Below are 23,194 nucleotides of genomic sequence, written 5' to 3'. Positions count from 1 at the left end.
AAGCGCAACAATGTCGCCTTCAGCCTGTCCTTTCCCCTGCCTTCGCTTTAGATAGAGCTAATCCAGCACGCCAAACCGAGTCGGCCCGCAATGAGCCAGATCAGACCTCTTATCCCGCTTCTCGTCACCGCCGGCATTCTGATCGGCGGCAACGGCCTGCAAGGAACCTATATCGCGCTGCGCGGCCTCTCCGAAGGATTTTCGGCCAGCACCATCGGCCTCATCAGCGCGGCCTACAGCCTCGGTTTCGCGCTTGGCTGCATTTCGGTGACGCGCCTGCTGCGCAAGATCGGCCACATCCGCACCTTTGCCACCATGGCGGCCGTTGCATCAGCCGCATCGATCGCCATGCCGCTCATCACCCATCCGCTCTTCTGGCTGGCGATGCGTTTTGTGATCGGCATCGCGGTCGCCTGTCTTTTCGCCGCGATCGAAAGCTGGATCAACGCGCAGGTGACGAATTCCAATCGCGCCCGCACGCTTTCCATCTATCGTTTCGTCGATCTCGGCTCCGTGACGCTCGCCCAATATATCATTCCCGTCGCCGGCATCGACGGGCCCATCGTATTCTCGCTGATCGCCATGGCGCTCACGCTGTCGCTGGTGCCGATCTCGCTTGCCGACAAATCCAACCCCGCGCCGCCGAAACAGATTCCCTTCAATCTTTTCGCCGTCTGGCGTATCTCGCCGCTCGCCGTCGTCGGCTGCGTGGCCGTCGGCCTCAGCATGGCGGCGTTCCGTAATATCGGCCCGATCTATGCCGAACAGATCGGCTTGTCCGTTACCGCCATCGCCACCTTCATGAGTGCGGGCATCATCGGCGGCGTGGTGCTGCAATATCCGCTCGGCGTCTATTCCGACCGTTATGATCGCCGCATCATCATTCTCGCCACTACCGCCGGTTCTGTTATCGTCGGCCTGTTCCTCGCCTTCTTCGCCGGCACGGACGAATGGAGCAACATCATCGGCGTCTTCATCTTCGGCGCCTTTGCGTTGCCGCTCTATTCCCTCAGCTCCGCGCACGGCAACGACCATGCGAAAGAGGGCGAACATGCGATGGTTTCCGCCGGGCTTTTGTTCTTCTGGTCGGTGGGCGCAACCGTCGGGCCGCTGCTCGCTTCCGTGCTGATCGACCAGTTCGGGCCGAAGGCGTTGTTCAGCTATACGGCCGCGATCCAGATCGTTTTCATTGCCTACACCATCTACCGGCTGCAGGTGCGCGAGGGCGTTCCGGTTGAGGAGAGGAACTGGCGGTTCCGCTCGCTCTTGCGCACATCCGCCTATTTCCAGAAGCTCGCCGCCCCCCCGCCGCCCAAAAACGATGGGCCGGAGCCAAATCCGCCCGAGAAAAACGATCCTTGAGCCTTCAAAAGCGGGCTTTGTATTGACATGCGCCCGGCAAAGGGAAAGTAAGACGGATAATTTTCACGAGTGGCCATTTGCAATGATTGAAACGACTGCCGCCCTCGCCGAAGCCTGCACGGAACTGGCGAAATCGGAATTCATCACCATCGACACCGAATTTCTGCGGGAAACCACCTTCTGGCCGGAGCTTTGTCTCGTGCAGATGGCAAGCCCGACGCTTGAAGTGCTGGTCGATCCGCTCGCCAAGGGTATCGATCTCACCCCGCTGTTCGAACTGATGGCCAATCCTGATGTCGTGAAGGTTTTCCATGCCGCGCGACAGGACATCGAAATCATCTACCATCTCGGCGGGCTTATTCCCCATCCGATCTTCGATACGCAGGTCGCCGCCATGGTCTGCGGTTTTGGCGACTCGATCTCCTACGATCAGCTGGTGCAGAAGATCAAAAACGTGCAGATCGACAAATCCTCGCGTTTCACCGACTGGAGCCGCCGTCCTCTGACCGAAAAGCAGCTGGATTACGCGCTGGCCGACGTGACCCATCTGCGCGATGTCTATCTGGCGCTGAAGGCGCAGCTGGAGCGCGAAGGCCGCTCGCTGTGGCTGACCGAAGAGATGGACATTCTGGAATCCCGCGACACCTATGACATGCATCCCGACGATGCGTGGCTGCGGCTGAAATCGCGTCTGCGCAAGCCGACGGAACTTGCCATCCTCAAATTCGTCGCCGCCTGGCGCGAACGGGAAGCGCGTTCGCGCAACGTGCCGCGTTCGCGCGTCCTGAAGGACGATGCGATCTTTGAAATCGCCCAGCAGCAGCCGAAGGATGCCGAGGCGCTGTCGCGCCTGCGCACCATTCCCAAGGGCTGGGAACGATCCGCCTCCGGCACCGCCATCATCGAGACCGTGAATGCGGCGCTGGCGCTTCCGAAAGAGGAAATGCCCAAGGCGCCGCGCCACAGCCACGCACCGGAAGGTTCCGGCGCTGCCGTGGAGCTGCTCAAGGTTCTCCTGAAGCTGACGGCGGACAAGCACGGCGTCGCCGCCAAGGTCATCGCCAACAGCGACGATCTGGACAAGATCGCCTCCGAAGGCGAGAAGGCGACCGTTGCGGCGCTGACCGGCTGGCGGCGAGAACTCTTCGGCGATGTGGCCTTGAAGCTCATCAATGGCGAAGTGGCATTGCGTTTCGCCGGCAAGAAGGTCGAGGCGGTGGAGGTTGCGGCAAGCGAGGCGTAACCGCCCTCTGCTTTTCCGCAATTTTGCCCGCATCGCGTCTCATCTCTTTACCGATGGTCGCGCGATTCGAGGGTATTGCCATGAAACCTGCCCACACTCTGCTGCTCGCCGCCCTTTTAACGGCGGCCGGCATTCTTCCCTCTCTTCCCGCCCGGGCCGCCGAAGAGAGGATCGACCTTCAGGGCGAATGGACGACCGACTGCCTGAAGATCGGCAAGAACGACCGACACGGCATCGTCACGCGCATCACCATTCGCGACAATCGCATGCACGCGGTCTCGCAGATCTATGCCCGCAGCGGCTGCCAGCAGCCCACGGTGCAGGTGCGTTATGAAGGTACGCTGGATGGCGGCCTGAAAGATCAGGCTAGCCTGCTCTTTGCCCATACCGTCACCGCCATCACCATGACGCCGAATGACGGCGACGTCGTTGACCACTATAATCGCGACCCGAAAGGCATGGGCTGCGGCTTGAGCGGCTGGAAGGAAAACATTTCCTTCGATGTCGACGGCCGCACCTGTGCCGCCATCACCTTCGCCCGCAAAGGCGAGACCCTGTTCGACCGGGCATGGATCGACGGTAACAAGCTGCGTTTTGCCGCCTTTCCCGTCAAATGGTCGAACCGCTCGCCGGACGACCGGCCGCAATCCCCGCTTGAAACCGTCTACTACAGAACATCCTATTAGACGTAGCGCGACGGCGACGCCGATTTTGCGGCAACAGCGCAACAGCCTTACCAATCCTTCATGCAACCTTACCGATTGCTCACTTTTTGCAGCGCTTTTTCCACACTAATGTCGCATATGACCTGAACAGAAGCTTCGCCCGAAGGGAGCGCGGGGCCTCCCCTTCCCGAGATCAAGAACCGACATGAGAAAATTGCTGCCCATTCTGGATTACGTGGTGCTGTTCGTTGCCGTGGCCGGCAGCGGCGTGGCCTACGCCTTTCTGGAATATGGCGGCGGCGCGCTGATCGGCGCGACCTATGCGCTCTTCGCCTGCGCACCGATTCTCGCTTTTGAACGCGGTTACATCATGCCCGGCCTGTCGCGGCAGGTCAGCGCTTTGCCGACACCCGCCTATATCGCCGTCGGCCTCATCATCTACGCCATCCTCGTCTTTTGCGGTTTCGGGCTTGGCGGCACCATCCTGTGGTTGAGCGGAATATTTCCCGGCACCTGGAAACGGGCGGTGCACGCCGAACTGCAGACGCTGATTTTCACCCTCATTGTCTGCGGCATCATCGTCTTCATCATGCGCGTGCGCGAGCTTCTCGGCCGCGATATCTTCATCGATCTCATTCTCGGGCGCTATCGCCGCCCCGTCAGCGAAGACCGCGTTTTCATCTTCATCGATCTCGTCGGCTCCACCTCCTTTGCGGAAACCCACGGCGACCTGAAGGCTCAGGAGTTTCTGGGTGAAATTTTCGCAAGTTATGCCGCGCCGGTCAGAAAACACGGCGGTGTCATCGATGATTATATTGGCGACGCCGCCATCATCACTTGGCCCTATCACATGGCGATAAGGCGGGCGGCCTGCGTGCGTTGCGTATTCGATATTCAGGCGACCGTTGAAAGCAACCGGGACATGTGGCTCTCCCGCTTCGGCGAAGTGCCGCGCCTGCGCTTCGCCATCCACGGCGGGCCGGTCATCACGGCGGAAATCGGCGTCGACCATCACAAGATCACCTATTTCGGCGATACGGTGAACACCACGTCACGTCTCGAATCGCTCAGCAAGATGCTCGGTCATCCGGTGCTCATATCCGCAGACCTCGCTCATCAGCTGGTGCTTCCGAAAGGCGTTCGCAGCGAATATCTGGGTGAACATGCCGTGAAAGGCCGTGGCCAGACGCTGGGCGTCTGCACACTCAGCCAATACCAGCCCCCCGTGGTTTGAGGGGTAAACGGCTGCAAAATGCCGCGCCGTTTCGTTTAACCCAACGCCCGTCATCAAAATTCATCAAAGCTTCAAACGGCAATCACCTGCCTGTCATGCGACGACCCTATCGCCTCAATCCTGTCTTCAACAGGTATTGAGAGGGGTCTCCATCATGAAACACATTCTTTTTGCGTCCTGCGCCATTCTTGCACTCGCCTCCGCGTCTTATGCGGCGGAACAGGAGTTTCCGGCAAAGCTGGTCTCGCACGCCATCCTGCCGGCCAACACCATCATCGCAGCACCTGCTGACGCGCCTGAACATCTCAAGACCTCCGCCAAGTTCACGACCGCAGATCGCAAGCGCGCCGAAGGTCTCGGCACCGTGCCCGGCAAGGATGGCGTACGCCTGACCGGCCTTTCCATGCCGTTCAACGGCCAGCCGATGCAGGGTTTTTCCGGCATCAAGGCCATGCCCGACGGCAGCTTCTGGAGCCTTTCCGACAATGGCTTCGGTTCCAAGCTCAATTCCAGCGACGCCATGCTGATGCTTCACCATCTGAAATTCGACTGGGACGCCGGCAAGGTCAACGCGCTTGAAACCGTGTTCCTCTCCGATCCCGACATGAAGGCGCCTTTCCCCATCGTTCTCGAAGGTTCGAGCAAGCGTTACCTGACGGGCGCCGATTTCGACGTCGAATCCATTCAGCCCGTTGCCGATGGTTTCTGGGTCGGCGAGGAATTCGGTCCTTACATCCTGAAATTCACCCGTGACGGCAAGCTGACCGACGTGATCTCCACCAAGGCCGGCGACATCGAGGTGAAGTCTCCCGATCACCCCACTCTCGCCCTGCCCGGCAACCCCACGCAGAAGATGGCGGCCTTCAACCTGAAGCGCTCGGGCGGTTATGAAGGGATGGCGCTCTCCAAGGACGGCTCCAAGCTCTACGGCCTTCTGGAAGGCCCGCTTTACATGGCTGACGGCCAGGTGGAGAAGACCGAAGACGGCGCAACCGCACTGCGCATCATCGAGCTAGACACCGCCAAGAAGGAATGGACCGGCCGCACATGGCTCTATCCGCTGGCCCAGGGCGGCGAAGCCATCGGTGACTTCAACATGCTGGATGACAGCACCGCGCTGGTCATCGAGCGTGACAATGGCGCCGGCACCGCCGACAAGGCCTGCGCCGACCCGAAGAAGCCGGAAGCAAACTGCTTTGCCGTGCCTTCCAAGGTGAAGCGCATCTACAAGATCGAATTCAATGACGCCAATGTCGGCAAGGCCGCGCGCAAGATCGGTTATATCGATCTTCTGAAAATCTCCGACCCCGACAACAAGAAGCGCCAGGGCGGCGGTAACGGCTATTACGACATGCCTTTCGTCACCATCGAGAATGTCGATCGCGTCGATGCCACGCATATCATCGTCGGCAACGACAACAACCTGCCCTTCTCGGCCGGCCGCGCGCTGGACAAGGCCGATGATAACGAATTCGTCCTGCTTGAGGTCAAGGACCTGCTCGACGCGAAGTAAGACTACGGCCGCTGCCAACCGCTTTTGCAGCGGCGAATGATCCGGACGGAGCGCCCGATAGACACAAAGGTCTGCCGGGCGCTCCGTTCCGATTCTCAGATTCTAACCGAAACATGCTTGCGGAAAAGAAGACATTTCATGCAGGACAATTCAGAGAGACTTTATTACGCCCTGAAGAAAAGCTGGTCGGGTGAGACCAGCAGCCTCTGGTCGCGCGAAAACCCCGCCAGGGGGCAAGGCAGCGTCACCGCGCTGGTGGTGCAGGATATTTTCGGCGGCGAACTCGCCAAAACCGCCGTCAGCGGCGCTGAGCATTTTTACAATATCGTTGAAGGCACGCGCTGGGATTTCACCTTCAGCCAGTTCGATACTCCTGTCGGCTATCAGGACAGGCTTGCCAGCCGCACGGAAGCCATGGCGACGATAACGCCCCTGCAATATGCCTATCTCAGCGCCTGCATCCGGAAGGCGCTGGGGCACGGCTGAGCCTTTTACAAAACAGTACCAGTCCACTGCCGTTTCGATCCGCGTTTTCCGGCACGATGGCCAAGCATTGCGCCATGCTCCAGCACCTCGATTTCAGTCTTTCCCGCAAAGCCGACACAATCCATGCGATAATATCGCTCAGCAAAATGGTCGCACCTACAGGAGAGACATTCGATGAGTGAGAGTTGTCCGGTTCTGACACCGGCAGAGCGGCAGGTTCATGACATATTGCAGCGCAAGGAAGCAGCGATGATGGCCGCCATTCACGCAGCGCTTGAGCGCGCCAGCAAAGAGGTCGCCGAGGCATTCCAGGCCGTCGATTCAGACATGCAGCCACCGCCCCACGATTATTTTGCCGCCGTCGCCCATCAGCAGCTCTTCCTGCTGTTATGCGGCGCCGATCCGGAAACATTCGAGGGCGGAGACCCTGAAATCGCCGGTCACATCATTCGGAACGCTCAAAACATCACCGAGCACTACTGGAAGAAACGAGATCCCGCCGCCAATATCTCCAATGAGTGACATGCGCCCGTAAAAACAGGATTTCGCTCTTTCGGGCAAACCACATGACCCGCATTTGCGAGGGAACGGCCGGCCCGCTTGAACCGCTTTGGCCGTCGTCACAGGCCTTTCATCATCCCCGGTTAAGCAGGCGCAAATCTGGAGGCTGGAATGGATTCGTCTTTGCAAATCAAGCGCCCGAAAATCGCAGAAACCGTCATCCATGCGACGGCGAGCATAAGAGATTCAAACGTCGGCGAGTGCTGCGAAATTCTGGCGGATACATCCCTGCACAATGTCGAACTCGGGAATTATTCCTACCTTGGACCCCGCTGCATGGTCGGTGACGCGATAGTCGGAAAATTCTGCGCCATCGCTGCGGAGGTCCGGATAGGCGCGCCGAACCATCCGATGGACCGGCCATCCATGCATCGTTTCAGCTACTGCCCTGAATATTATTCTGCCGATGCGGTGCGCGACGACGCCTTTTTCGACCAGCGCAAGCAGGACCGCGCCATTATCGGTCACGATGTCTGGATCGGTCACGGGGTTATCGTCTTGCCGGGCGTGACGGTCGGAGACGGTGCAGTGCTTGCCGCCGGCGCTGTCGTCACCAGGGATGTGCCGCCCTATACCATTGTCGGCGGCGTGCCCGCGAAAATCATTCGTGAACGATTTTCACGATCCATCGCCGAAAAGCTTTCATCCATCGCCTGGTGGGACTGGCCATTCGAAACGATCATGACGCGGCTTTCCGATTTCCAGTCGAACGATATTGAAGCCTTTTGCGAGCGCTGGTCCTAACCCGCGCCGCATAGCAGACTTCTCTCACCGGTTACTCGAAGACGAATGCCAGCCGCTTGCCCGTCAGCCTTGCCAGCTGCTGCAGGCGGCCATCCAGCCGCTCGCCGGCGAAATCGCAATAATCGTGCGGCACCACGAATTCGAGATCGAGGTCCGGATTGTCGGACTTGCGGAATTTCAGGTGATCAACGACACCGGGCATCGAGGCCGAGAAAAGATAAACCACGCGCAGCAGGCCGCCGAGCAGCTTGCCAAGTTCCTGCAACCGGTCGCCTGCCATCGCCGCGAGCGGCTCGGTAGTGCCGTTGTCGTTCAGACCTTCGAAACGATAATAATTGGCAAGCGCAATATAGGCGCGGCCGGGATGGGTGATCGCCACGAAGGAGGAATGGGCGATGATGTTGAGCGCCTGCAGGCCGCGATAATCCGGATGGGCGCGCCAGCTGATATCGGCGAGAAGGCAGGCCGCCTGTCGGTAACGGCTTTCCTCTTCCGTCTCGTCGATGCCGAAGACAGGGAAGGTGCGGCCGCTCCAGTCCGCCAGCTCGCGCGCATGTTCCGGCGAGCGGGCGCGCAGAATGGCGAGTTCATCGGCAGCAACCAGAAGCGGATCGGATTCGCGCTCGGCTTCCGTCAGCAGCGAATAGAGATAACCTTCGCGCACGCCTTGCGCCGAGAAGGCGATCTTTGCGGGTTTCATCGCCTTTAGAACTTCGCGCATGGCGATGGCGCCAAACGGCAGAAGCGAACGACGGTTCTTGGAAACCGCCTGCCAGGCCGGGTCCTTGCTATCCCGGGAGACGATGACCTCCTCGAGAAAATTCAGCATTTCCTCCAGCGGCAATTCATAACCCTGCATCATATGCAGCGGATAGCCTGATATTTCCATGTGCAGTTTGGCAATGTTTCGCCAGGTGCCGCCGACTGCATAGAAGGTGCGCCCCTCGCCCGCCGCCAACAGCTTCGCAAAGGATTTGACGTGTTTTCTGGCAATCGTCGCCGCTTTTTCCAGCGAGCCGTCCGACTGCTCCGACAGCCGCAGGCCGCCGAGCGGCAGGGTGATGCCCTGCCCGCAGCTCTTGCCCTTGATATCGATGAGTTCGAGCGAACCGCCACCGAGGTCACCCGCAATGCCGTCTGGATCATGGAAACCGCTGATCACGCCATAGGCGGAATAAAGCGCTTCCTTTTCGCCTGACAGCACCTCGATCTCGCAGCCGAGAATGGCTTCGGCCTCACGAATGAAATCCGGGCCGTTTTCCGCCTCACGCGCCGCGGCTGTTGCCAGAACATAGAGCTTCTGCGCCTGCGCCTGCTCGGAAAGTACATGAAAACGCCTGAGCGCCATCAGCGCGCGGCTGACACCTTCCTCATGCATGCGGCCCGTCAGCGCCAGTCCCTTGCCAAGGCCGCACAGGACCTTTTCGTTGAACAGCACCGCGGGCGCGCGGGAAAGACCTTCATATACAACAAGACGAACGGAGTTCGAACCAATATCTATGACGGAAACGGGGGCAAGGCCGGTCAGCCGCCCCTGTGCTTCTGATCGAGTCATTCAGCCTGTTTCTTGCGGGACGAAATCAACCCGGCAATCAATTTGGGCGCACTGGATTTCAGGGCTTCACCACGTCCGGAAAGGCTGGGATTGGTCATGAAATAGTGCTGCGCGTTGAACGGTTCTTCGCCTTTACGCACCTCAATGCGCCTCGACGTTCCGTCCGCAAGTATCTCGTAGCTCTGCTGGTTGTCAATGAGATTGCCCAGCATAATCTGTGAAAGAACCTGCTCGTGCACCGTGGGGTTGGTGAGCGGGACAAGCGTTTCCACGCGCCGATCAAGGTTGCGCGGCATCATGTCGGCCGAGCCGATATAGACCAGCGCCTTGTCGGACGGCAGGCCGAAACCGTTGCCGAAGCAGAAGATGCGGCTGTGTTCGAGGAAGCGGCCGACGATGGATTTGACGCGGATATTGTCCGACAGTCCCGCCACCTGCGGGCGCAGGCAGCAGATGCCGCGCACGACGAGATCGATCTCCACGCCCGCAGCACTTGCGCGGTAAAGGGAATCGATGATTTCAGGATCGACCAGCGAATTCATCTTCATCCAGATCGCCGCCGGCGCACCGCGCTTGGCGTGCTCGATCTCTTCATTAATGTGCTTCACGATGCGCGCGCGCAGCGTATAGGGCGAAATGGCGAGCTTCATACCCTCTTCCGGCTCGCCGTAACCCGTGATGAAGTTGAAGATATTCGCCATGTCGTGGGCGATCTTCGGGTTGCAGGTGAAGAAGGACAGGTCGGTGTAAATCTTGGCCGTGATCGGGTGATAGTTGCCGGTGCCGAGGTGGCAATAGGTTCTGAGCTTGCCGTCCTCGCGACGCACCACCATCGACATCTTGGCATGGGTCTTGAGCTCGATGAAGCCGAAGACGACCTGCACGCCGGCGCGCTCCAGGTCGCGCGCCCAGCGGATGTTCGCCTCTTCGTCGAAACGCGCCTTCAGTTCCACCAGCGCGGTGACGGATTTGCCGGCTTCCGCCGCGTCGATCAGCGCGCGAACGATCGGGCTGTCATTGGAGGTGCGGTAAAGCGTCTGCTTGATGGCGAGCACTTCAGGATCGCGCGCCGCCTGCAGCAGGAACTGCACGACCACGTCGAAGCTTTCATATGGGTGGTGAACCACCATGTCCTTTTCGCGGATGGCGGCAAGGCAATCGCCCGCATGTTCGCGCACGCGCTCGGGGAAACGGGCGTTATAAGGCTCGAATTTCAGGTCGTCGCGCGGCGCGCGGACGATTTCCGAGATGGTGTTGAGCGCCAGAAGGCCGGGCAGAACGGCGACGCGATTATCAGGCACGCCAAGCTCATGCACCACGAACTGGCGCAGCGACTGCGGCATTTCGCTGTCGGTCTCGATGCGGATAACGGAACCTCGGCGACGGCGCTTCAGCGCGCTTTCGAAGAAACGGACCAGATCTTCCGCCTCTTCTTCGACTTCGATATCGCTGTCGCGGATGATGCGGAACGTGCCGAAGCCCTTGACGCTATAACCGGGATAAAGCCGGTGAATGAACAGGCCGACCACATCTTCCAGCGTGATGTAACGGATGGCGTTCTTGTCATCCGGCAGGCGCACGAAACGGTCGAGCGCCGGCGGCAGGCGCAGGAGCGCCGTCATCGGCTCGCGGCCGTTAACGCTGTCAAGCTGCAGGCCCATCGAGAAACCGAGGTTCGGAATGAAGGGGAACGGATGCGCCGGATCGATGGATAGCGGCGTCAGCACCGGAAAAATGCGTTCCTCGAATTCGGTGCCCAGCCAGGTACGATCCGCATCGGAAAGTGCGGCCGGACGCACGATGAAGATTTCTTCCTTGGCGAGATATTGCTGCAGAACGGCAAGCGAAGCCTGCTGCTCCATCTGCAGATTGTCGATTTCCTTCAGAATATCTTCGAGCTGCTCGGCCGGTGTCTTGCCGTCGGGCGTCTTGACGGTGATCTTCTGACGTACCTGGCCTTCAAGACCGGCGACCCGGACCATGAAGAATTCATCGAGATTGGCGGCCGAGATGGAAAGGAAACGCAGACGCTCCAGAAGCGGGTGATCCGTGTTCAGCGTTTCCTCGAGAACGCGGCGATTGAACTGGAGCCAGGAAAATTCGCGGTTGATGAAACGCGCCGGGCTGTCCCAAAGGCTTTCGCCCTCAGTCACCGGCTGAACCTTGTTGAAGTCGTCCTGCGCGATAGCGTCCATTCCCTGTTCCGTCCCCTGACTTATTTCCGTCCCGTGATCCTGCTGCATCGCGCGATCGTCCTTCTTGCCCGTATAACAGTTTGACGACGGAACTGTGACAGTCAATCGCCGTCCAGTCCGCTATCCGCTCTCGCGCTGTCCATCGCATTGAGGACCTCAGCTACCAGCGGACGTGTAATTCTCGTTCCACGCGCGAGCGCCAGCCGGTCGATTTGGTCCACGATCGTCTGCGCCGTATCGAGCGAACGCTCCATTCTATTGACGATGTAACCTATGAGTTTGTCATCCATGTAAAGCTGCCGGTCGGCGAAGAGTTTCACCAGCACCTGCGCAAGCAGCCCTTCGTCCGGTTCACCGGTTTCCACCACCGTCACGGCTTTAAGGCGCGAACGCAGGTCCGGCAGCGTCACCGGCCATGCCGCCGGCCATTGCCGGCTGGTTATCAAAAGCGTCGTGCCGTGCTGACGCACGCTGTTGATGACATGGAAAAGCTCGGTCTCGTCGAAACCGCGCCGGTCGGCATCTTCGAAAAGAACCGGTCCCGTTTCGGCCGCACGCGCGGCATCCGCGCCGGCTTCGGGGTGAATGTCGCGCGCGTCGCTGATATTTTTCCAGATATTGGCGAGATGCGATTTTCCCGAGCCCGGCGGCCCGGCCAGCACGACCACGGGCGAGCGCCAGTTCGGCCACTCATCGATGAGGCTGACGGCAGCCGCAAGCGAGGCGGAGACGAGGAGATCGTCCCTGCCGGAAGCGGACTGGTGCGAGAATGCGAGCGGCAGCTGCTCGGCCTTCGACCGGGCATTGTCGGTTTTGATTTGGTCAGTCATCGTCAGCTCTGAGAGTCAACCTTGCCGGAGGACGTTTCCCCTTCTTCCAGGGTCGCATTTGTGTCCCAGGGAAGGTTGGCGGCATGCCCATGGTAAAGATCGCTTTCAAGATACCGCGACAAGGCGAAGCGGACAAGCACGCCGACCGCCGCCGCAGCCGGCACCGCCACGAGAAGCCCGACGAAACCGAAAAGCGCACCGAAAGCAAAGAGGGCGAACATCAGCCAGACCGGATGCAGGCCGACGCTTTTGCCGACAAGCTTCGGCTGCAGGATGTTGCCTTCGATGAACTGGCCGGAAAAGAACACGACGAGCGTCAGGAAGACATAAATATAGTCCGGCCAGAACTGCACGATGGCGACGCCGACGGCGAGGATGAGGCCGACCATGGAACCGATATAGGGAATGAAGCTGATGAGACCCGAAAAAAGGCCGATCAGCAGGCCGAAATTCAAGCCCACCAGCGACAGGCCGACGGCGTAATAAACCCCGAGAATGATGCAGAGCGACCCCTGCCCGCGCACGAAACCGGCAATGGTCTTGTCCATGTCGCGGGCGATCTGGCGGACGGTATGGACATAGTCGCGCGGTATCCAGCTGTCGACCTTGTCGATCATCCGGTCCCAGTCGAGCAGAAGGTAGAAGGCGACGACGGGCGTGACGACCAGCAGCGACATGACATCGACCAGCGATTTGCCGGAATTCCATATCTGCGTCAAAAGCGTCCCGATGAAGCCTGCGCCCTCCGTCAGGAGCTTTGAAAAGTTCTCCTTTACCGAGTTGATCTGGCTGCTCACCCAGTCCGGCAGGAGGTTCGTATCCGCGCCAGCGATCAATTGCTGCAGCGACGAAATATATTGCGGAATGCGCGTGATGAATTCCGAGGCCTGGGCGGCAATCAGCGGAATGATGATGATGAGCGACAGTGCGAAGATCAGCACGAAGGAGACGAGGATGACGACCGTCGCCATCAACCGGCTCAAGCCCCGCCGCTCCAGCCAGTCGGCCACCGGATCGAGAAAATAAGCAAGCGCCATGCCCGCCACGAAGGGCAGGAGAATGGAGCTGAAGACCATCAGGAAAAGGATAAAGACGGCAAGCACGCCGATCCAGAAAAACACCTGCCGGCGCAGGTTCATACCACTCACATGGGGTTGCATCCGTTCTTCCTTTTTCGCCGTACCGTCACTGCCCATGATGGAGATAGGATGGGCATGTGCACATGGTCAAGACCGGCGCTTTGGCGCGTCGGCAGAAGGAGACTGCCCGCACAGCGACAAAACCCCTCATTTCCGGTCAACCTCTCGCAACGGCAGGTTGACCGGCGGAAAATATTAGACAACTATCAAATATTGCCGGACGGGCCAGCGTCGCCCTTCATGACCGGCGACCGGGGGCACGATGCAGAGCACCAGTGAAAATGGCATCGCGGACTATAATGCCGGCCTCTTCGATAATCCCGAAGTCGCCGAATGGTACGACAACCAGCAGCTTTACCCCGCCGAACGCATCATTCTCGATCAGTTCCGCCATGCCTATGCGGGCAAGCGGCTGCTTGACCTCGGCGTCGGCACCGGCCGAACGACGAAACCGCTTCTGCCGCTGGTCGGCGAATATATCGGTATTGACCGCTCGCAGCCCATGCTTGCGCTTGCGCGGCGCAATTTTCCCGCCGCGACGTTTCTGGACATGGATGTACGGGCGATCGGCCAATTCGGCGCGGAGCGTTTCGATTGCGTGCTCGGCGCGCTCGCGATCTTAAGCGCCTTCGGCCATGAAGACCGGCTTGCCATCATCAATGCCGTCCGAAGCATTCTGTCACCGGGCGGTTACTTCATCTTTTCGTTTCATAACCGGCAATGGAAGCGGGCTGGCGGCATGCCGCTGCATCGGCGTTCCTGGCACCCGCGCGAGGTGGTGAATTCGCTGCATCCGCAAAGCTGGATCAACTATCTGCGCCTGCAGCCTCAGACAAGGCAGACGCCGGAATATGCAATTCTCGCGGATCAGGCGCACCGCTGGAGCGGCCTGTTTTATTTCATCGACCTTGCCGCCCAGACCCGGCAACTGGAAGCGGCAGGCTTTGAGATCGTCGCGCGTTACGGCGAAAACGGTCGGCCGATAGAGGAAAATTCCGATACCTCCAATGACGGCCTGCTCAATCTCGTCTGTCGCGCCGCTCCGCAGCCATCGTGAGCACTCAATCCGGCAAGCCCCGCCAAAGCCGTTAAAAACCGGAGCTTTTGCCACTCAAACCCTTGCATCAGGCCCCGTCCCGTGCGAATGGCGACGCCAAAGGAACCAGCGGAGACGAGAGCCATGAGCCAGTCGGGCAAGAACGGTCTTACCTATAGTGATGCAGGTGTGGATATCGACGCCGGCAACCTGATGGTCGAAAAGATCAAACCGGCGGTGCGTTCGACGCGGCGTCCCGGTGCGGATGGCGAAATCGGCGGCTTCGGCGGCCTGTTCGATCTCAAGGCCGCAGGCTTCACCGATCCGGTTCTGGTGGCAGCCAATGACGGCGTCGGCACCAAGCTGAAGATCGCCATCGACGCTGACTACCATGACACCGTCGGCATCGATCTCGTCGCCATGTGCGTCAACGATCTCGTTGTCCAGGGCGCAGAACCGCTGTTCTTCCTCGATTATTTCGCGACCGGCAAGCTCGACCCGGATCAGGGCGCCGCCATCGTTTCCGGCATTGCCGCCGGTTGCCGCGAATCCGGCTGCGCGCTGATCGGCGGCGAAACCGCCGAAATGCCCGGCATGTATTCCGATGGCGACTACGATCTCGCGGGCTTTGCCGTGGGTGCCGCCGAACGCGGACAGCTTCTGCCGGCCGGCGATATTTCCGAAGGCGACGTCATTCTCGGGCTCTCTTCCTCCGGTGTTCATTCGAACGGCTTCTCGCTGGTGCGCAAGATCGTTTCGGTTTCCGGTCTTGGCTGGGACGCCCCTGCCCCCTTCGCGGATGGCAAGAAGCTTGGCGAAGCGCTGCTGACGCCGACCCGCATCTATGTGAAGCCGCTTTTGAAGGCGATCCGCGAAACCGGCGCGCTGAAGGCGCTGGCGCACATTACCGGCGGTGGTTTCCCGGAGAATATTCCGCGCGTTCTGCCCAAGCATCTCGCTGCCGAGATTGATCTCGACGCGATCAAGGTTCCGGCCGTCTTCTCGTGGCTCGCAAAAACCGGCGGCGTTGAAGCGAAGGAAATGCTGCGCACCTTCAATTGCGGCGTCGGCATGATTGTGGTCGTTTCGGCTGAAAATGCCGGTAAGGTCACCGACGCCCTGACGGCGGAAGGCGAGACCGTTTTCCCGCTCGGCCGCATGGTCGCCCGTGAAGAAGGTGCACACGGTACGATCTACAAGGGCACTCTCGGCCTATGATGAGCGCCGCCTTCTCGTCCGGCCGCAAACGCGTCGTCGTTTTCATTTCCGGCAGCGGCTCCAACATGGTGTCGCTGGCCAAGGCCTGTCAGGCAGAGGATTTTCCAGCGGAAATCGTCTGCGTGATTTCGGACAAGGCATCTGCGGGCGGGCTGGAAAAGGCACGGGATCTCGGTATTCCGACGCTGGTCTTCGAACGCAAGACCTATCCCAGCAAGGCGGAGCACGAAGGTGCCATTCTGGCCGCACTTGGCGAGATTGCGCCTGATATCATCTGCCTTGCGGGTTACATGCGGCTGATATCTGGGGATTTCATTGCCCCCTATGAAGGCCGCATCATCAATATCCACCCTTCCCTTCTGCCCCTCTTCCCCGGCCTGCACACTCATCAGCGCGCTATCGACAGCGGCATGAAGATTTCCGGCTGCACCGTGCATTTCGTCACCGAAGGCATGGATGAAGGCCCGACCATCGCGCAGGGCGCGGTGCCGGTCATTTCCGGCGATACGGCCGACACACTCGCGGCACGGATACTGACCGTCGAGCACCAGCTCTATCCGCTGACCCTGAAGCGGCTTGCCGAAGGCAAGGTGCGAATGGAAGACGGTAAGGCCGCCTTCACGGACAGCGAAAGTAAAGCTGAGTATTCCAACCTCATTTCCGCTTCCTGATAGAGTTATTCCTAAAGTACAAAAATACTTGAAATGGTATTTTTGGAAAAATAAACCGATTATTTACCATAATCACCTTTAATGCTCGCAGCGGCCCTTATTTCGGGCTCTCCGGCCATTCAGGAGCGATTATGCCATTTTCGAGATTTTCCCTGCCGCTTTCGGTTGTTCTGCTGGCGGGCGCCAGCCTGCCTGTTGCGGCTGAGCAAAGCGGCATTACGGCCTCGGTGGATGCCGGCGTCCTCAATCTTCGAGCGACCGAAACCGTCCATATCGGTGGCCGCAAGCTGAGCGAACTCGAATGGGAAACCAAAAACGCCGTGGCATTGCGCGGCTCGCTCGGGCTTGAACTTGCGCCCGGCTGGCGCGTCAAGGCGGAAGGCCGCGTCGGCTTTGAAGGCGATGGCTACATGACCGACTATGACTGGGTATGGCCTTTTTCCAGAGACAGCTCCAAGGACAATTGGAGCCACCGTTCCCAGCATGACGATACGCGGCTCGACCATTATTTTTCGGGAAACCTCGAACTCAATCGCATGTTGCTGGACGATCCGCAGCAATATCTGAGCGCCGGCGTCGGCTTTCGCTACACGGATGTGCAATGGTCAGCCTATGGCGGCAACGCCGTTTACAGCGTTTTCTCCCCCCGTGATCTCTCGGGCAAATTCAAGGATGGCCTCAAGGGAATCACCTATCGCCAGCAAATCCCTGTCTTCTACGGTAACCTGACGGGCGGCCAGAGGTTCGGCAACTGGTCGCTCAATCTGGGCCTCGAAGGTGGCGCCATGGTCTACGGCAAGGCGACGGACGATCACTGGCTGCGCGACATGCGCTTCACCGACAAATTCGACGTTGCCGGCATGTTCGGGGTAAAGGCGGGCGTCGCCTATGATCTGACCGAGAACGCCTCGATCTATCTCGATGGCGCGTATGACTATACCAGCCTCGGACGCGGAGACACCCACTATAGCGGTGCGGGCGCAGGCAACCTGTCATCGGAAAAGAATGCTGGCGGCGGTGACTTGCAGTCGATTTTCGTGGGGATGGGCGTCAAAGGGCGCTTCTGATTTCGAGGGCGACCGTCGAAAAGAGATCGATCCGACGCACTTGGCCAACCACTTGACCAACTTCCGTGGCGCTCTTAATATGATAAGGGATATGAGCGAGGCCATGGCTGCCATGACGATTACGATCAAAGTCGGTGAAGCAAAAACACACCTTTCGGAGCTTCTGGCCAAGGTCGAGGCGGGAGAAGAGGTCGTTATTGCGCGTGGAAATGAGCCTGTGGCGCGCCTCGTCAAGGCGATAGATACCCAATCCCGCCAAAGGCTCATCGCCGCGATACGCGCAGAGCGGTCGCAAAGAACCAAGACAATGGCAGATGAAATCAGAACGTGGAAAGAGGAAGGCCGCAGGTAATGGCCGTCGTTGTGGACGCCTCGGTTGTAGCGGCGTGGTTCCTGCCTGACGAGGACGGCGCAGTTGCCGAAGAGGCTCTTGCGCGGCTGGAAACACAGGACGCTTTCGCACCCGATCTTCTATCGCACGAGCTGCGCAACATACTACTTTCGGCCGAACGCCGAAAGCGTATTTCAGCGGATGACATCTTTGCAATTCTAATGCGTTTTGCCAGCCTGCCGATTACGCTTTCATCAAGCGCCGATCATGTGTCGATCATTCGCCTAGCGCAGAAACACGCCCTTTCCGCTTATGACGCCGCCTATCTGTCGCTCGCGATTTCGCGCAACGCGCCTTTGGCAACTCAGGACAGGAAGCTCGCGGCTGCCGCAAAGCTGGAAAACGTCGAGTTCTTCTAGGATTTGGTCAAAGCCGGGCGCGATTTAACATCGCCCATTGCAGGAGAATGATCGTCTTGGAATCGGTAATTTCACCCGATGCGATCATCGCGAAGGCCTCGTCCAGTCCGTAGGTCAGAACCTCCAGATCCTCGCCTTCGTCCTCCAGCCCGCCGCCGCTGCCGGCCTGTACGTCGAGATCGATGCGGGCAACGAAGAGGCTGACCTTTTCCGTCAGCGTGCCGGGGCTGGCATACATATCAAACAGATAATCGACCTTTTCGACCGCGTAGCCGGATTCTTCCATCGCCTCGCGGCGGATGGCATGCGCCGCATCGTCATCATCGAGAAGCCCTGCCGGCACTTCGATCATGAAGCTTGGATCGCCGTTCACGAAAGCGGCGGGGCGGAACTGGCGCACCAGCACCACGCTGTCGCGCTTCGGGTCGTAAAGGAGAATGGCGGCCGCGCTGCCGTGGTCGTGAACTTCCCTGATGATGCGGATCGTTTCACCATCCGGCATGCGCTGGTCGAAAATGAGCTTCTGCATGTGCACGAAGCCCTTCCAGACGGTTTCTTTTTCCACCAACCGGATTCTGCCCGCATCCGTGTCGGCCGGAACGTTTTTCGCCTGCGTCTGTGTCACCGGATATGTCCTTGCCTGTCGTGGGAGTTCAGCCTGCCCGTGTTGCGGCGCAATATCAAGCCTCGCGGCTTTCATCGTCGCGGTGGAGCCATACCTTGTTGTCGTGGAATGCCGCGCCGCCATAAGGCGCAACGGCATCGGCGCCGGTCAGCACATTGATGCCCTCGCCGTCCAGATGCGCCTTGTTGGGCCACAGCCCTTCGGCAATCAGCACACCCGGCCTTGCCCCCTCCACGATTTTCGCGTGGAGCCGCACTTCGCCGCGGTCATTGCCGATGCGGACGATGTCGCCATCGGCGATACCGTTACCGGCGGCATCTTCGGGACAGATCATCAATTCCGGGCGGCCTTCCTTCTGCACGGAAGTCTTCGTTTCCGCGAAGGTGGAATTCAGGAAATTTCGCGCCGGCGATGTCGCCAACCGGAACGGATGGAGGCCATCCACGGTTTCGATGACATCGACCTGATCCGGGAATTTCGGAAATTGCGAGACCGGCCCCATCACGCCGATGTTTTTCGGCGGCTTGTTCGGAGACGGTCCGGTCGCCCATTCGGGGCTGAAACGGAATTTGCCGTCACCGTAACCGAAACCTTCGAGATAATGCGCCACCTCGAAGGGGGGCTGCGCATCGATCCATTTTTCTTCCGCGAGCGTGTCGAAATCACCCCAGCCGCTGACTTTGAGCATACGGTCGACATGATCACGGGCCGAAATGCCGAAGCCCGGCATATGGTCGACACCGAGACGTTTCGCCAGTTCTTCGATGACGAAGAGATTGGTGCGCACCGTTTCCGGCGGCTCCACCAGTTTCGGACCAAGCAGAATGTGGTTCTGGCCGCCGGCACGGTAGATGTCGTCATGTTCTAGGAACATGGTCGCCGGCAGCACGATATCGGCCACCTCAGCCGTTTCGGTCATGAACTGCTCATGCACGGCGACGAAGAGATCGTCGCGCAGGAACCCCTGTTTCACCAGCCGCTGCTCAGGCGCGACATTGACGGGATTGGTGTTCTGGATCAGCAGCGCCGTCACAGGGCCGCCGTGGCGCAGCGCTTCCGCGTCCCCCGTCAGCACACGTCCGATCTGCGATTGGTCGAGCTGGCGCACCTCGGGGTCGGCGTAAGAACTGCCCATCAGCTCCGACTTGTTGAGCCGGAAGATATCGCCATTGTTGTGGAAAGCGCCACCGCCCTCATATTGCCAGGAGCCGAGAACCGTGGCGATGGAGAGGGCCGCATGCATGGCGACCGCGCCGTTGCGCTGGCGGGCAAAACCATATCCGAGCCGGAAGAAGGTCTTCTTCGTGGCGCCGACCAGCCGGGCGAAATCCTCGATTTCCTCCACCGAAAGACCGGTGATCTCCGATGCCCATTGCGGCGTCTTCGTCTTCAGATGCGCTTCAAGCCCGGCCGGATCATCTGCGAAGCGCGCCATATAATCACGATCGGCATAACCGTCTCGGAAGGCGATGTGCATCACGGCGCAGGCGAGCGCCGCATCCGTGCCGGGACGGACGACGAGGCGCATATCCGCCTGTTTCATGGTCGGATTGTCGTAGATATCGACCACGACGATCTTCGCGCCACGCTCCTTGCGGGCTTTCACCGCATGGGTCATGACATTGACCTGCGTGGCGACAGCATTGGTGCCCCAGATGACGACGACATCGGCCTTGGCGATCTCGCGTGGATCAGGGCCACGCAGTGCGCCGGTGCCCATCACGTAGCCGGTCCAGGCCATGTTGGTGCAGATCGATCCGAAGAAGCCGGAATATTTCTTGGCGTGGCGCAGCCGCTCGATGGAATCGCGCTGCACCTGCCCCATGGTGCCGGCGTAGAAATAGGGCCAGATGGCTTCGGCGCCGTGCCGCGCTTCAGCCTTGAGGAAAGCGTCCGCCACCTCGTCCAGCGCCGCTTCCCAGGAAATTTCCTGCCAGTCGCCCGCACCCTTTACGCCCTTGCGGCGCTTCGGGGTCAGCAATCGTCCGGGATGATAAATGCGCTCGGAATAACGCGCCACCTTGGCGCAGATCACGCCGGCGGTGTAAGTATTGGCATTGGCCCCGCGCACGCGGCCGATCCGGCCATCGGCATTGATGTCGACCTCCAGCGCGCAGGCGCTCGGACAGTCATGCGGGCAGACCGTGTGTCCAATACGGACTTCGGGCTTCGGGGCGGCTTTTTCCGCGGAAATCGGGGTCGCAACGTTCATGTCTTTTGTATATTGCATCAACGATGCGGCAAAAAGGCCGAAGTGACTTCCATCAAGAATATTCATCCTGACCATTCACCCCGACAAGCCGCAAGCGAGACATATCCATGAACTACCGCCACATCTATCACGCCGGCAATTTCGCGGATGTCCTCAAACATGCCGTTCTCGCCCGCCTCGTGCGCTACCTGCAGAACAAGGACAAGGCTTTTCGGGTGCTGGACACCCATGCCGGCATCGGTCTTTACGACCTGACCTCGGAAGAGGCGCAGAAGACGGGCGAATGGCAGACCGGCATCGGCAAGCTGATGGAGGGTGATCTGCCCGCCCCCATCGCCGAATTGCTGGAGCCCTATCTTGACGCCGTGAAGGAACTCAACCCGGAAGGCGGCGTGAAATTTTATCCGGGTTCACCGAAACTCGCACGCATGCTGTTTCGCCCGCAGGACCGGCTTTCGGCAATGGAACTGCACCCGGATGACAGCCGCGCTCTGGCACGGCTCTTCGAGGGGGATTATCAGGTACGGGTGACTGAGCTGGATGGATGGCTGTCGCTCGGCGCGCATCTGCCGCCCAAGGAAAAGCGCGGCCTCATCCTCGTTGATCCGCCATTCGAGCTTGAGAATGAATATCAGCGTCTGGCCGATGGCCTGAACAAGGCCTATCGGCGTTTTTCAACCGGCACCTATTGCCTGTGGTATCCCCTGAAGAAGGGCGCACCGATCAAGGACTTCCATGAGCGGCTGCAATCCTTCGACATTCCGAAGATGCTGTGCGCGGAACTGTCAGTCAGAAGCGACCGGCTGGACGGCCTGAGCGGCTCCGGCCTCATCATCGTCAACCCGCCCTATACGCTGAAGGATGAGTTGCACACGCTGCTGCCTTACCTGAAGACAACGCTGGCGCAGGACAGGTTCGCCTCGCAGCGCGCCTTCTGGCTGCGCGGCGAGGAAAAGCCGGAAGAAAGCTGAGGGTTACCTCAGCCCTTCCCTTTTCTGCGCCGCCGCAAGCTGTGACCGTTCGAAGAACAGGATCACGAACAGCGCCATGATGAAGGGGATGATGAGGTAGAACAGGCGAAAGACCAGCAGCGCGGCGATGACATCGGCGGGGTTCATATCCGGCAGGCCGGTGACGAAGACCAGCTCCAGCACCCCCAGCCCGCCCGGCGCATGCGAGATGAGCGCCGCCGAGAAGGAAACCAGAAATATGCCGAGAATAACCATATAACCGGGATTTCCGGCCTCCGGCAGCGCGAAATAGATGATGCCAGCCGCGCCGATCAGCTCGATCGGGCCGATGACGAGTTGTTGCGCAACAAGCTTGGGCGCAGGGTAAGGCAGCACGAAAGAGCCGATTTTCAGGGGCTTCAGCTTGAGCAGGCTGCCGAGAACATAAAGCCCGACGACGACAAGCAGCAGGACGCCTGTGGTCCTGGAGGCCTCGACGGGCAGGATTCCGGTAAACCGTTCGGTGATGTCAGGCTCGTAAAGCAGCACCAGGCCGATGAGCATGATCGTGCCGATGAGAAAGGTGAAGGAGCAGAGACCGACGAGAACGCCCACTTCCGCGACACTCAGCCCCTTGGACGTATAAGCCCGATATCGCACCACCGCCCCCGAAAACACCGAGGCCCCGACATTGTGGGACAGCGCATAGGTGGTGAAAGAGGTGAGCGTGATGAAGAACCAGTTCACCTTGCGGCCAAGATGCTGCAGCGCGATGCGGTCGTAACCGGCAAGCGCGGCGTAAGCCAGCAGGGTCGCAAGGCCCGAGCACAGCCAGTCCCGCACGCGAATGGCTTTCAGGCTGTCCCAGAGATCATCAAGCGACAGGCCACGCAGTTCGTGAAAGAGCAACCAGGCGGAAAAACCGATCGTCGCAAAACCAACGACGGGCCAGATGTATTTCTTGAATTTCATGCGGTCATGCCGCCTATTTCCTCCAGCTTCACCCCAGCCCTGTTTCCGTCTTTCGCGGAAGATTCGTTCGACTCTATTCGTTATGCGGCGAAGCTTTCAACCTTTTTGCCTGTTTGCCTCGTTCACAAATTTATGTAAGACCGGATCATCGCCCGACGGCGATACG

General features: G+C 59.5%; 22 protein-coding genes. 15 read left to right on the top strand and 7 right to left on the bottom strand.

The genetic code is table 11. The features are described 5' to 3' along the window. The first annotated feature begins 90 nt into the window (after positions 1 to 90). From WDZ78_RS12990 to WDZ78_RS12955, 8 genes are all read left to right on the top strand, one after another. Positions 91 to 1,362: an MFS transporter gene (locus WDZ78_RS12990; protein ID WP_111793932.1), complete on the top strand. Its 1,272-nt coding sequence runs from the start codon at positions 91 to 93 to the stop codon at positions 1,360 to 1,362. Positions 1,363 to 1,444: 82 nt separating this feature from the next. After that, positions 1,445 to 2,605 carry a ribonuclease D gene (gene rnd, locus WDZ78_RS12985; protein WP_003502177.1) on the top strand — a complete coding sequence of 387 codons (1,161 nt, stop codon included), beginning with the start codon at positions 1,445 to 1,447 and terminating at the stop codon, positions 2,603 to 2,605. Positions 2,606 to 2,685: 80 nt separating this feature from the next. Then, the gene (locus WDZ78_RS12980) at positions 2,686 to 3,291 is read left to right on the top strand and encodes a hypothetical protein (protein ID WP_026363449.1); all 606 of its coding nucleotides are present in this window, start codon (positions 2,686 to 2,688) and stop codon (positions 3,289 to 3,291) included. Between the two features lie 184 nt (positions 3,292 to 3,475). Then, positions 3,476 to 4,504, top strand: a complete 1,029-nt coding sequence (locus WDZ78_RS12975; RefSeq protein ID WP_425673227.1) for an adenylate/guanylate cyclase domain-containing protein — start codon at positions 3,476 to 3,478, stop codon at positions 4,502 to 4,504. Between the two features lie 154 nt (positions 4,505 to 4,658). Further along, on the top strand, positions 4,659 to 6,017 hold the full coding sequence (locus WDZ78_RS12970; RefSeq protein ID WP_425673226.1) for an esterase-like activity of phytase family protein: 1,359 nt from the start codon (positions 4,659 to 4,661) through the stop codon (positions 6,015 to 6,017). A 138-nt stretch (positions 6,018 to 6,155) separates the two neighbouring features. Next, a complete protein-coding gene (locus tag WDZ78_RS12965; RefSeq protein ID WP_020009451.1) occupies positions 6,156 to 6,503 on the top strand; it encodes a YunG family protein in 348 nt (115 codons plus the stop codon). A 174-nt stretch (positions 6,504 to 6,677) separates the two neighbouring features. Continuing rightward, positions 6,678 to 7,025 carry a hypothetical protein gene (locus tag WDZ78_RS12960; RefSeq protein ID WP_425673225.1) on the top strand — a complete coding sequence of 116 codons (348 nt, stop codon included), beginning with the start codon at positions 6,678 to 6,680 and terminating at the stop codon, positions 7,023 to 7,025. 150 nt (positions 7,026 to 7,175) lie between these two features. Next, a complete protein-coding gene (locus WDZ78_RS12955) occupies positions 7,176 to 7,808 on the top strand; it encodes a DapH/DapD/GlmU-related protein (RefSeq protein ID WP_425673224.1) in 633 nt (210 codons plus the stop codon). A gap of 31 nt (positions 7,809 to 7,839) precedes the next feature. On the opposite strand, the gene ppx is transcribed toward WDZ78_RS12955, so the two are convergent. Genes ppx through WDZ78_RS12935 form a run of 4 tightly spaced genes read right to left on the bottom strand, consistent with a single transcriptional unit; the run spans position 7,840 to position 13,548 of the window. Further along, a complete protein-coding gene (ppx, locus tag WDZ78_RS12950; protein ID WP_425673223.1) occupies positions 7,840 to 9,363 on the bottom strand; it encodes an exopolyphosphatase in 1,524 nt (507 codons plus the stop codon). Next, positions 9,360 to 11,663, bottom strand: coding sequence for an RNA degradosome polyphosphate kinase (locus tag WDZ78_RS12945; protein ID WP_425673222.1), 2,304 nt, complete (start codon positions 11,661 to 11,663; stop codon positions 9,360 to 9,362). Before WDZ78_RS12945 ends, ppx begins: the two co-directional genes overlap by 4 nt. Continuing rightward, entirely contained in the window at positions 11,660 to 12,388 is a 729-nt protein-coding gene (gene hdaA / locus WDZ78_RS12940; protein WP_020009457.1) for a DnaA regulatory inactivator HdaA, read from the bottom strand. The genes WDZ78_RS12945 and hdaA overlap by 4 nt, the downstream gene beginning before the upstream one ends. Positions 12,389 to 12,390: 2 nt before the next feature. Then, positions 12,391 to 13,548: an AI-2E family transporter gene (locus WDZ78_RS12935; RefSeq protein WP_425673221.1), complete on the bottom strand. Its 1,158-nt coding sequence runs from the start codon at positions 13,546 to 13,548 to the stop codon at positions 12,391 to 12,393. Between the two features lie 241 nt (positions 13,549 to 13,789). On the opposite strand from WDZ78_RS12935, the gene WDZ78_RS12930 reads away from it, so the two are divergent. The 6 genes from WDZ78_RS12930 to WDZ78_RS12905 all read left to right on the top strand — a co-directional run bounded on the left by WDZ78_RS12930 (position 13,790) and on the right by WDZ78_RS12905 (position 18,269). After that, entirely contained in the window at positions 13,790 to 14,584 is a 795-nt protein-coding gene (locus WDZ78_RS12930; protein ID WP_425673219.1) for a class I SAM-dependent DNA methyltransferase, read from the top strand. A 123-nt stretch (positions 14,585 to 14,707) separates the two neighbouring features. After that, positions 14,708 to 15,781 (top strand): phosphoribosylformylglycinamidine cyclo-ligase, encoded by a 1,074-nt coding sequence (gene purM / locus WDZ78_RS12925; RefSeq protein WP_425673218.1) that lies wholly within the window; start codon positions 14,708 to 14,710, stop codon positions 15,779 to 15,781. Then, positions 15,778 to 16,452: a phosphoribosylglycinamide formyltransferase gene (purN, locus tag WDZ78_RS12920; protein WP_425673217.1), complete on the top strand. Its 675-nt coding sequence runs from the start codon at positions 15,778 to 15,780 to the stop codon at positions 16,450 to 16,452. Before purM ends, purN begins: the two co-directional genes overlap by 4 nt. Before the next feature lie 131 nt (positions 16,453 to 16,583). After that, positions 16,584 to 17,519 (top strand): omptin family outer membrane protease, encoded by a 936-nt coding sequence (locus tag WDZ78_RS12915; RefSeq protein WP_060724049.1) that lies wholly within the window; start codon positions 16,584 to 16,586, stop codon positions 17,517 to 17,519. 112 nt (positions 17,520 to 17,631) lie between these two features. After that, entirely contained in the window at positions 17,632 to 17,871 is a 240-nt protein-coding gene (locus tag WDZ78_RS12910) for a type II toxin-antitoxin system Phd/YefM family antitoxin (protein ID WP_425673297.1), read from the top strand. Further along, complete coding sequence (locus WDZ78_RS12905; protein ID WP_020809926.1) at positions 17,871 to 18,269, top strand: type II toxin-antitoxin system VapC family toxin; 399 nt, start codon at positions 17,871 to 17,873, stop codon at positions 18,267 to 18,269. The genes WDZ78_RS12910 and WDZ78_RS12905 overlap by 1 nt, the downstream gene beginning before the upstream one ends. Positions 18,270 to 18,276: 7 nt before the next feature. Here WDZ78_RS12905 and WDZ78_RS12900 read toward each other — a convergent pair whose 3' ends face one another. Next, a complete protein-coding gene (locus WDZ78_RS12900) occupies positions 18,277 to 18,894 on the bottom strand; it encodes an NUDIX domain-containing protein (protein ID WP_425673215.1) in 618 nt (205 codons plus the stop codon). A gap of 55 nt (positions 18,895 to 18,949) precedes the next feature. Next, on the bottom strand, positions 18,950 to 21,172 hold the full coding sequence (locus WDZ78_RS12895) for a molybdopterin-containing oxidoreductase family protein (RefSeq protein ID WP_425673214.1): 2,223 nt from the start codon (positions 21,170 to 21,172) through the stop codon (positions 18,950 to 18,952). A 41-nt stretch (positions 21,173 to 21,213) separates the two neighbouring features. On the opposite strand from WDZ78_RS12895, the gene WDZ78_RS12890 reads away from it, so the two are divergent. Next, positions 21,214 to 22,077, top strand: a complete 864-nt coding sequence (locus tag WDZ78_RS12890) for a 23S rRNA (adenine(2030)-N(6))-methyltransferase RlmJ (protein WP_003502135.1) — start codon at positions 21,214 to 21,216, stop codon at positions 22,075 to 22,077. A gap of 3 nt (positions 22,078 to 22,080) precedes the next feature. Here the strand turns inward: WDZ78_RS12890 and WDZ78_RS12885 are convergent, their stop codons facing one another. Then, a complete protein-coding gene (locus WDZ78_RS12885) occupies positions 22,081 to 23,028 on the bottom strand; it encodes a lysylphosphatidylglycerol synthase domain-containing protein (RefSeq protein ID WP_020009465.1) in 948 nt (315 codons plus the stop codon). Between the last annotated feature and the right edge of the window lie 166 nt (positions 23,029 to 23,194).

It is taken from the genome of Agrobacterium sp. M50-1, from assembly GCF_049843495.1.
In the GTDB taxonomy this organism is placed as follows: Bacteria; Pseudomonadota; Alphaproteobacteria; order Rhizobiales; family Rhizobiaceae; genus Agrobacterium; species Agrobacterium radiobacter.
This window is presented reverse-complemented; position numbering and strand designations above follow the sequence as displayed.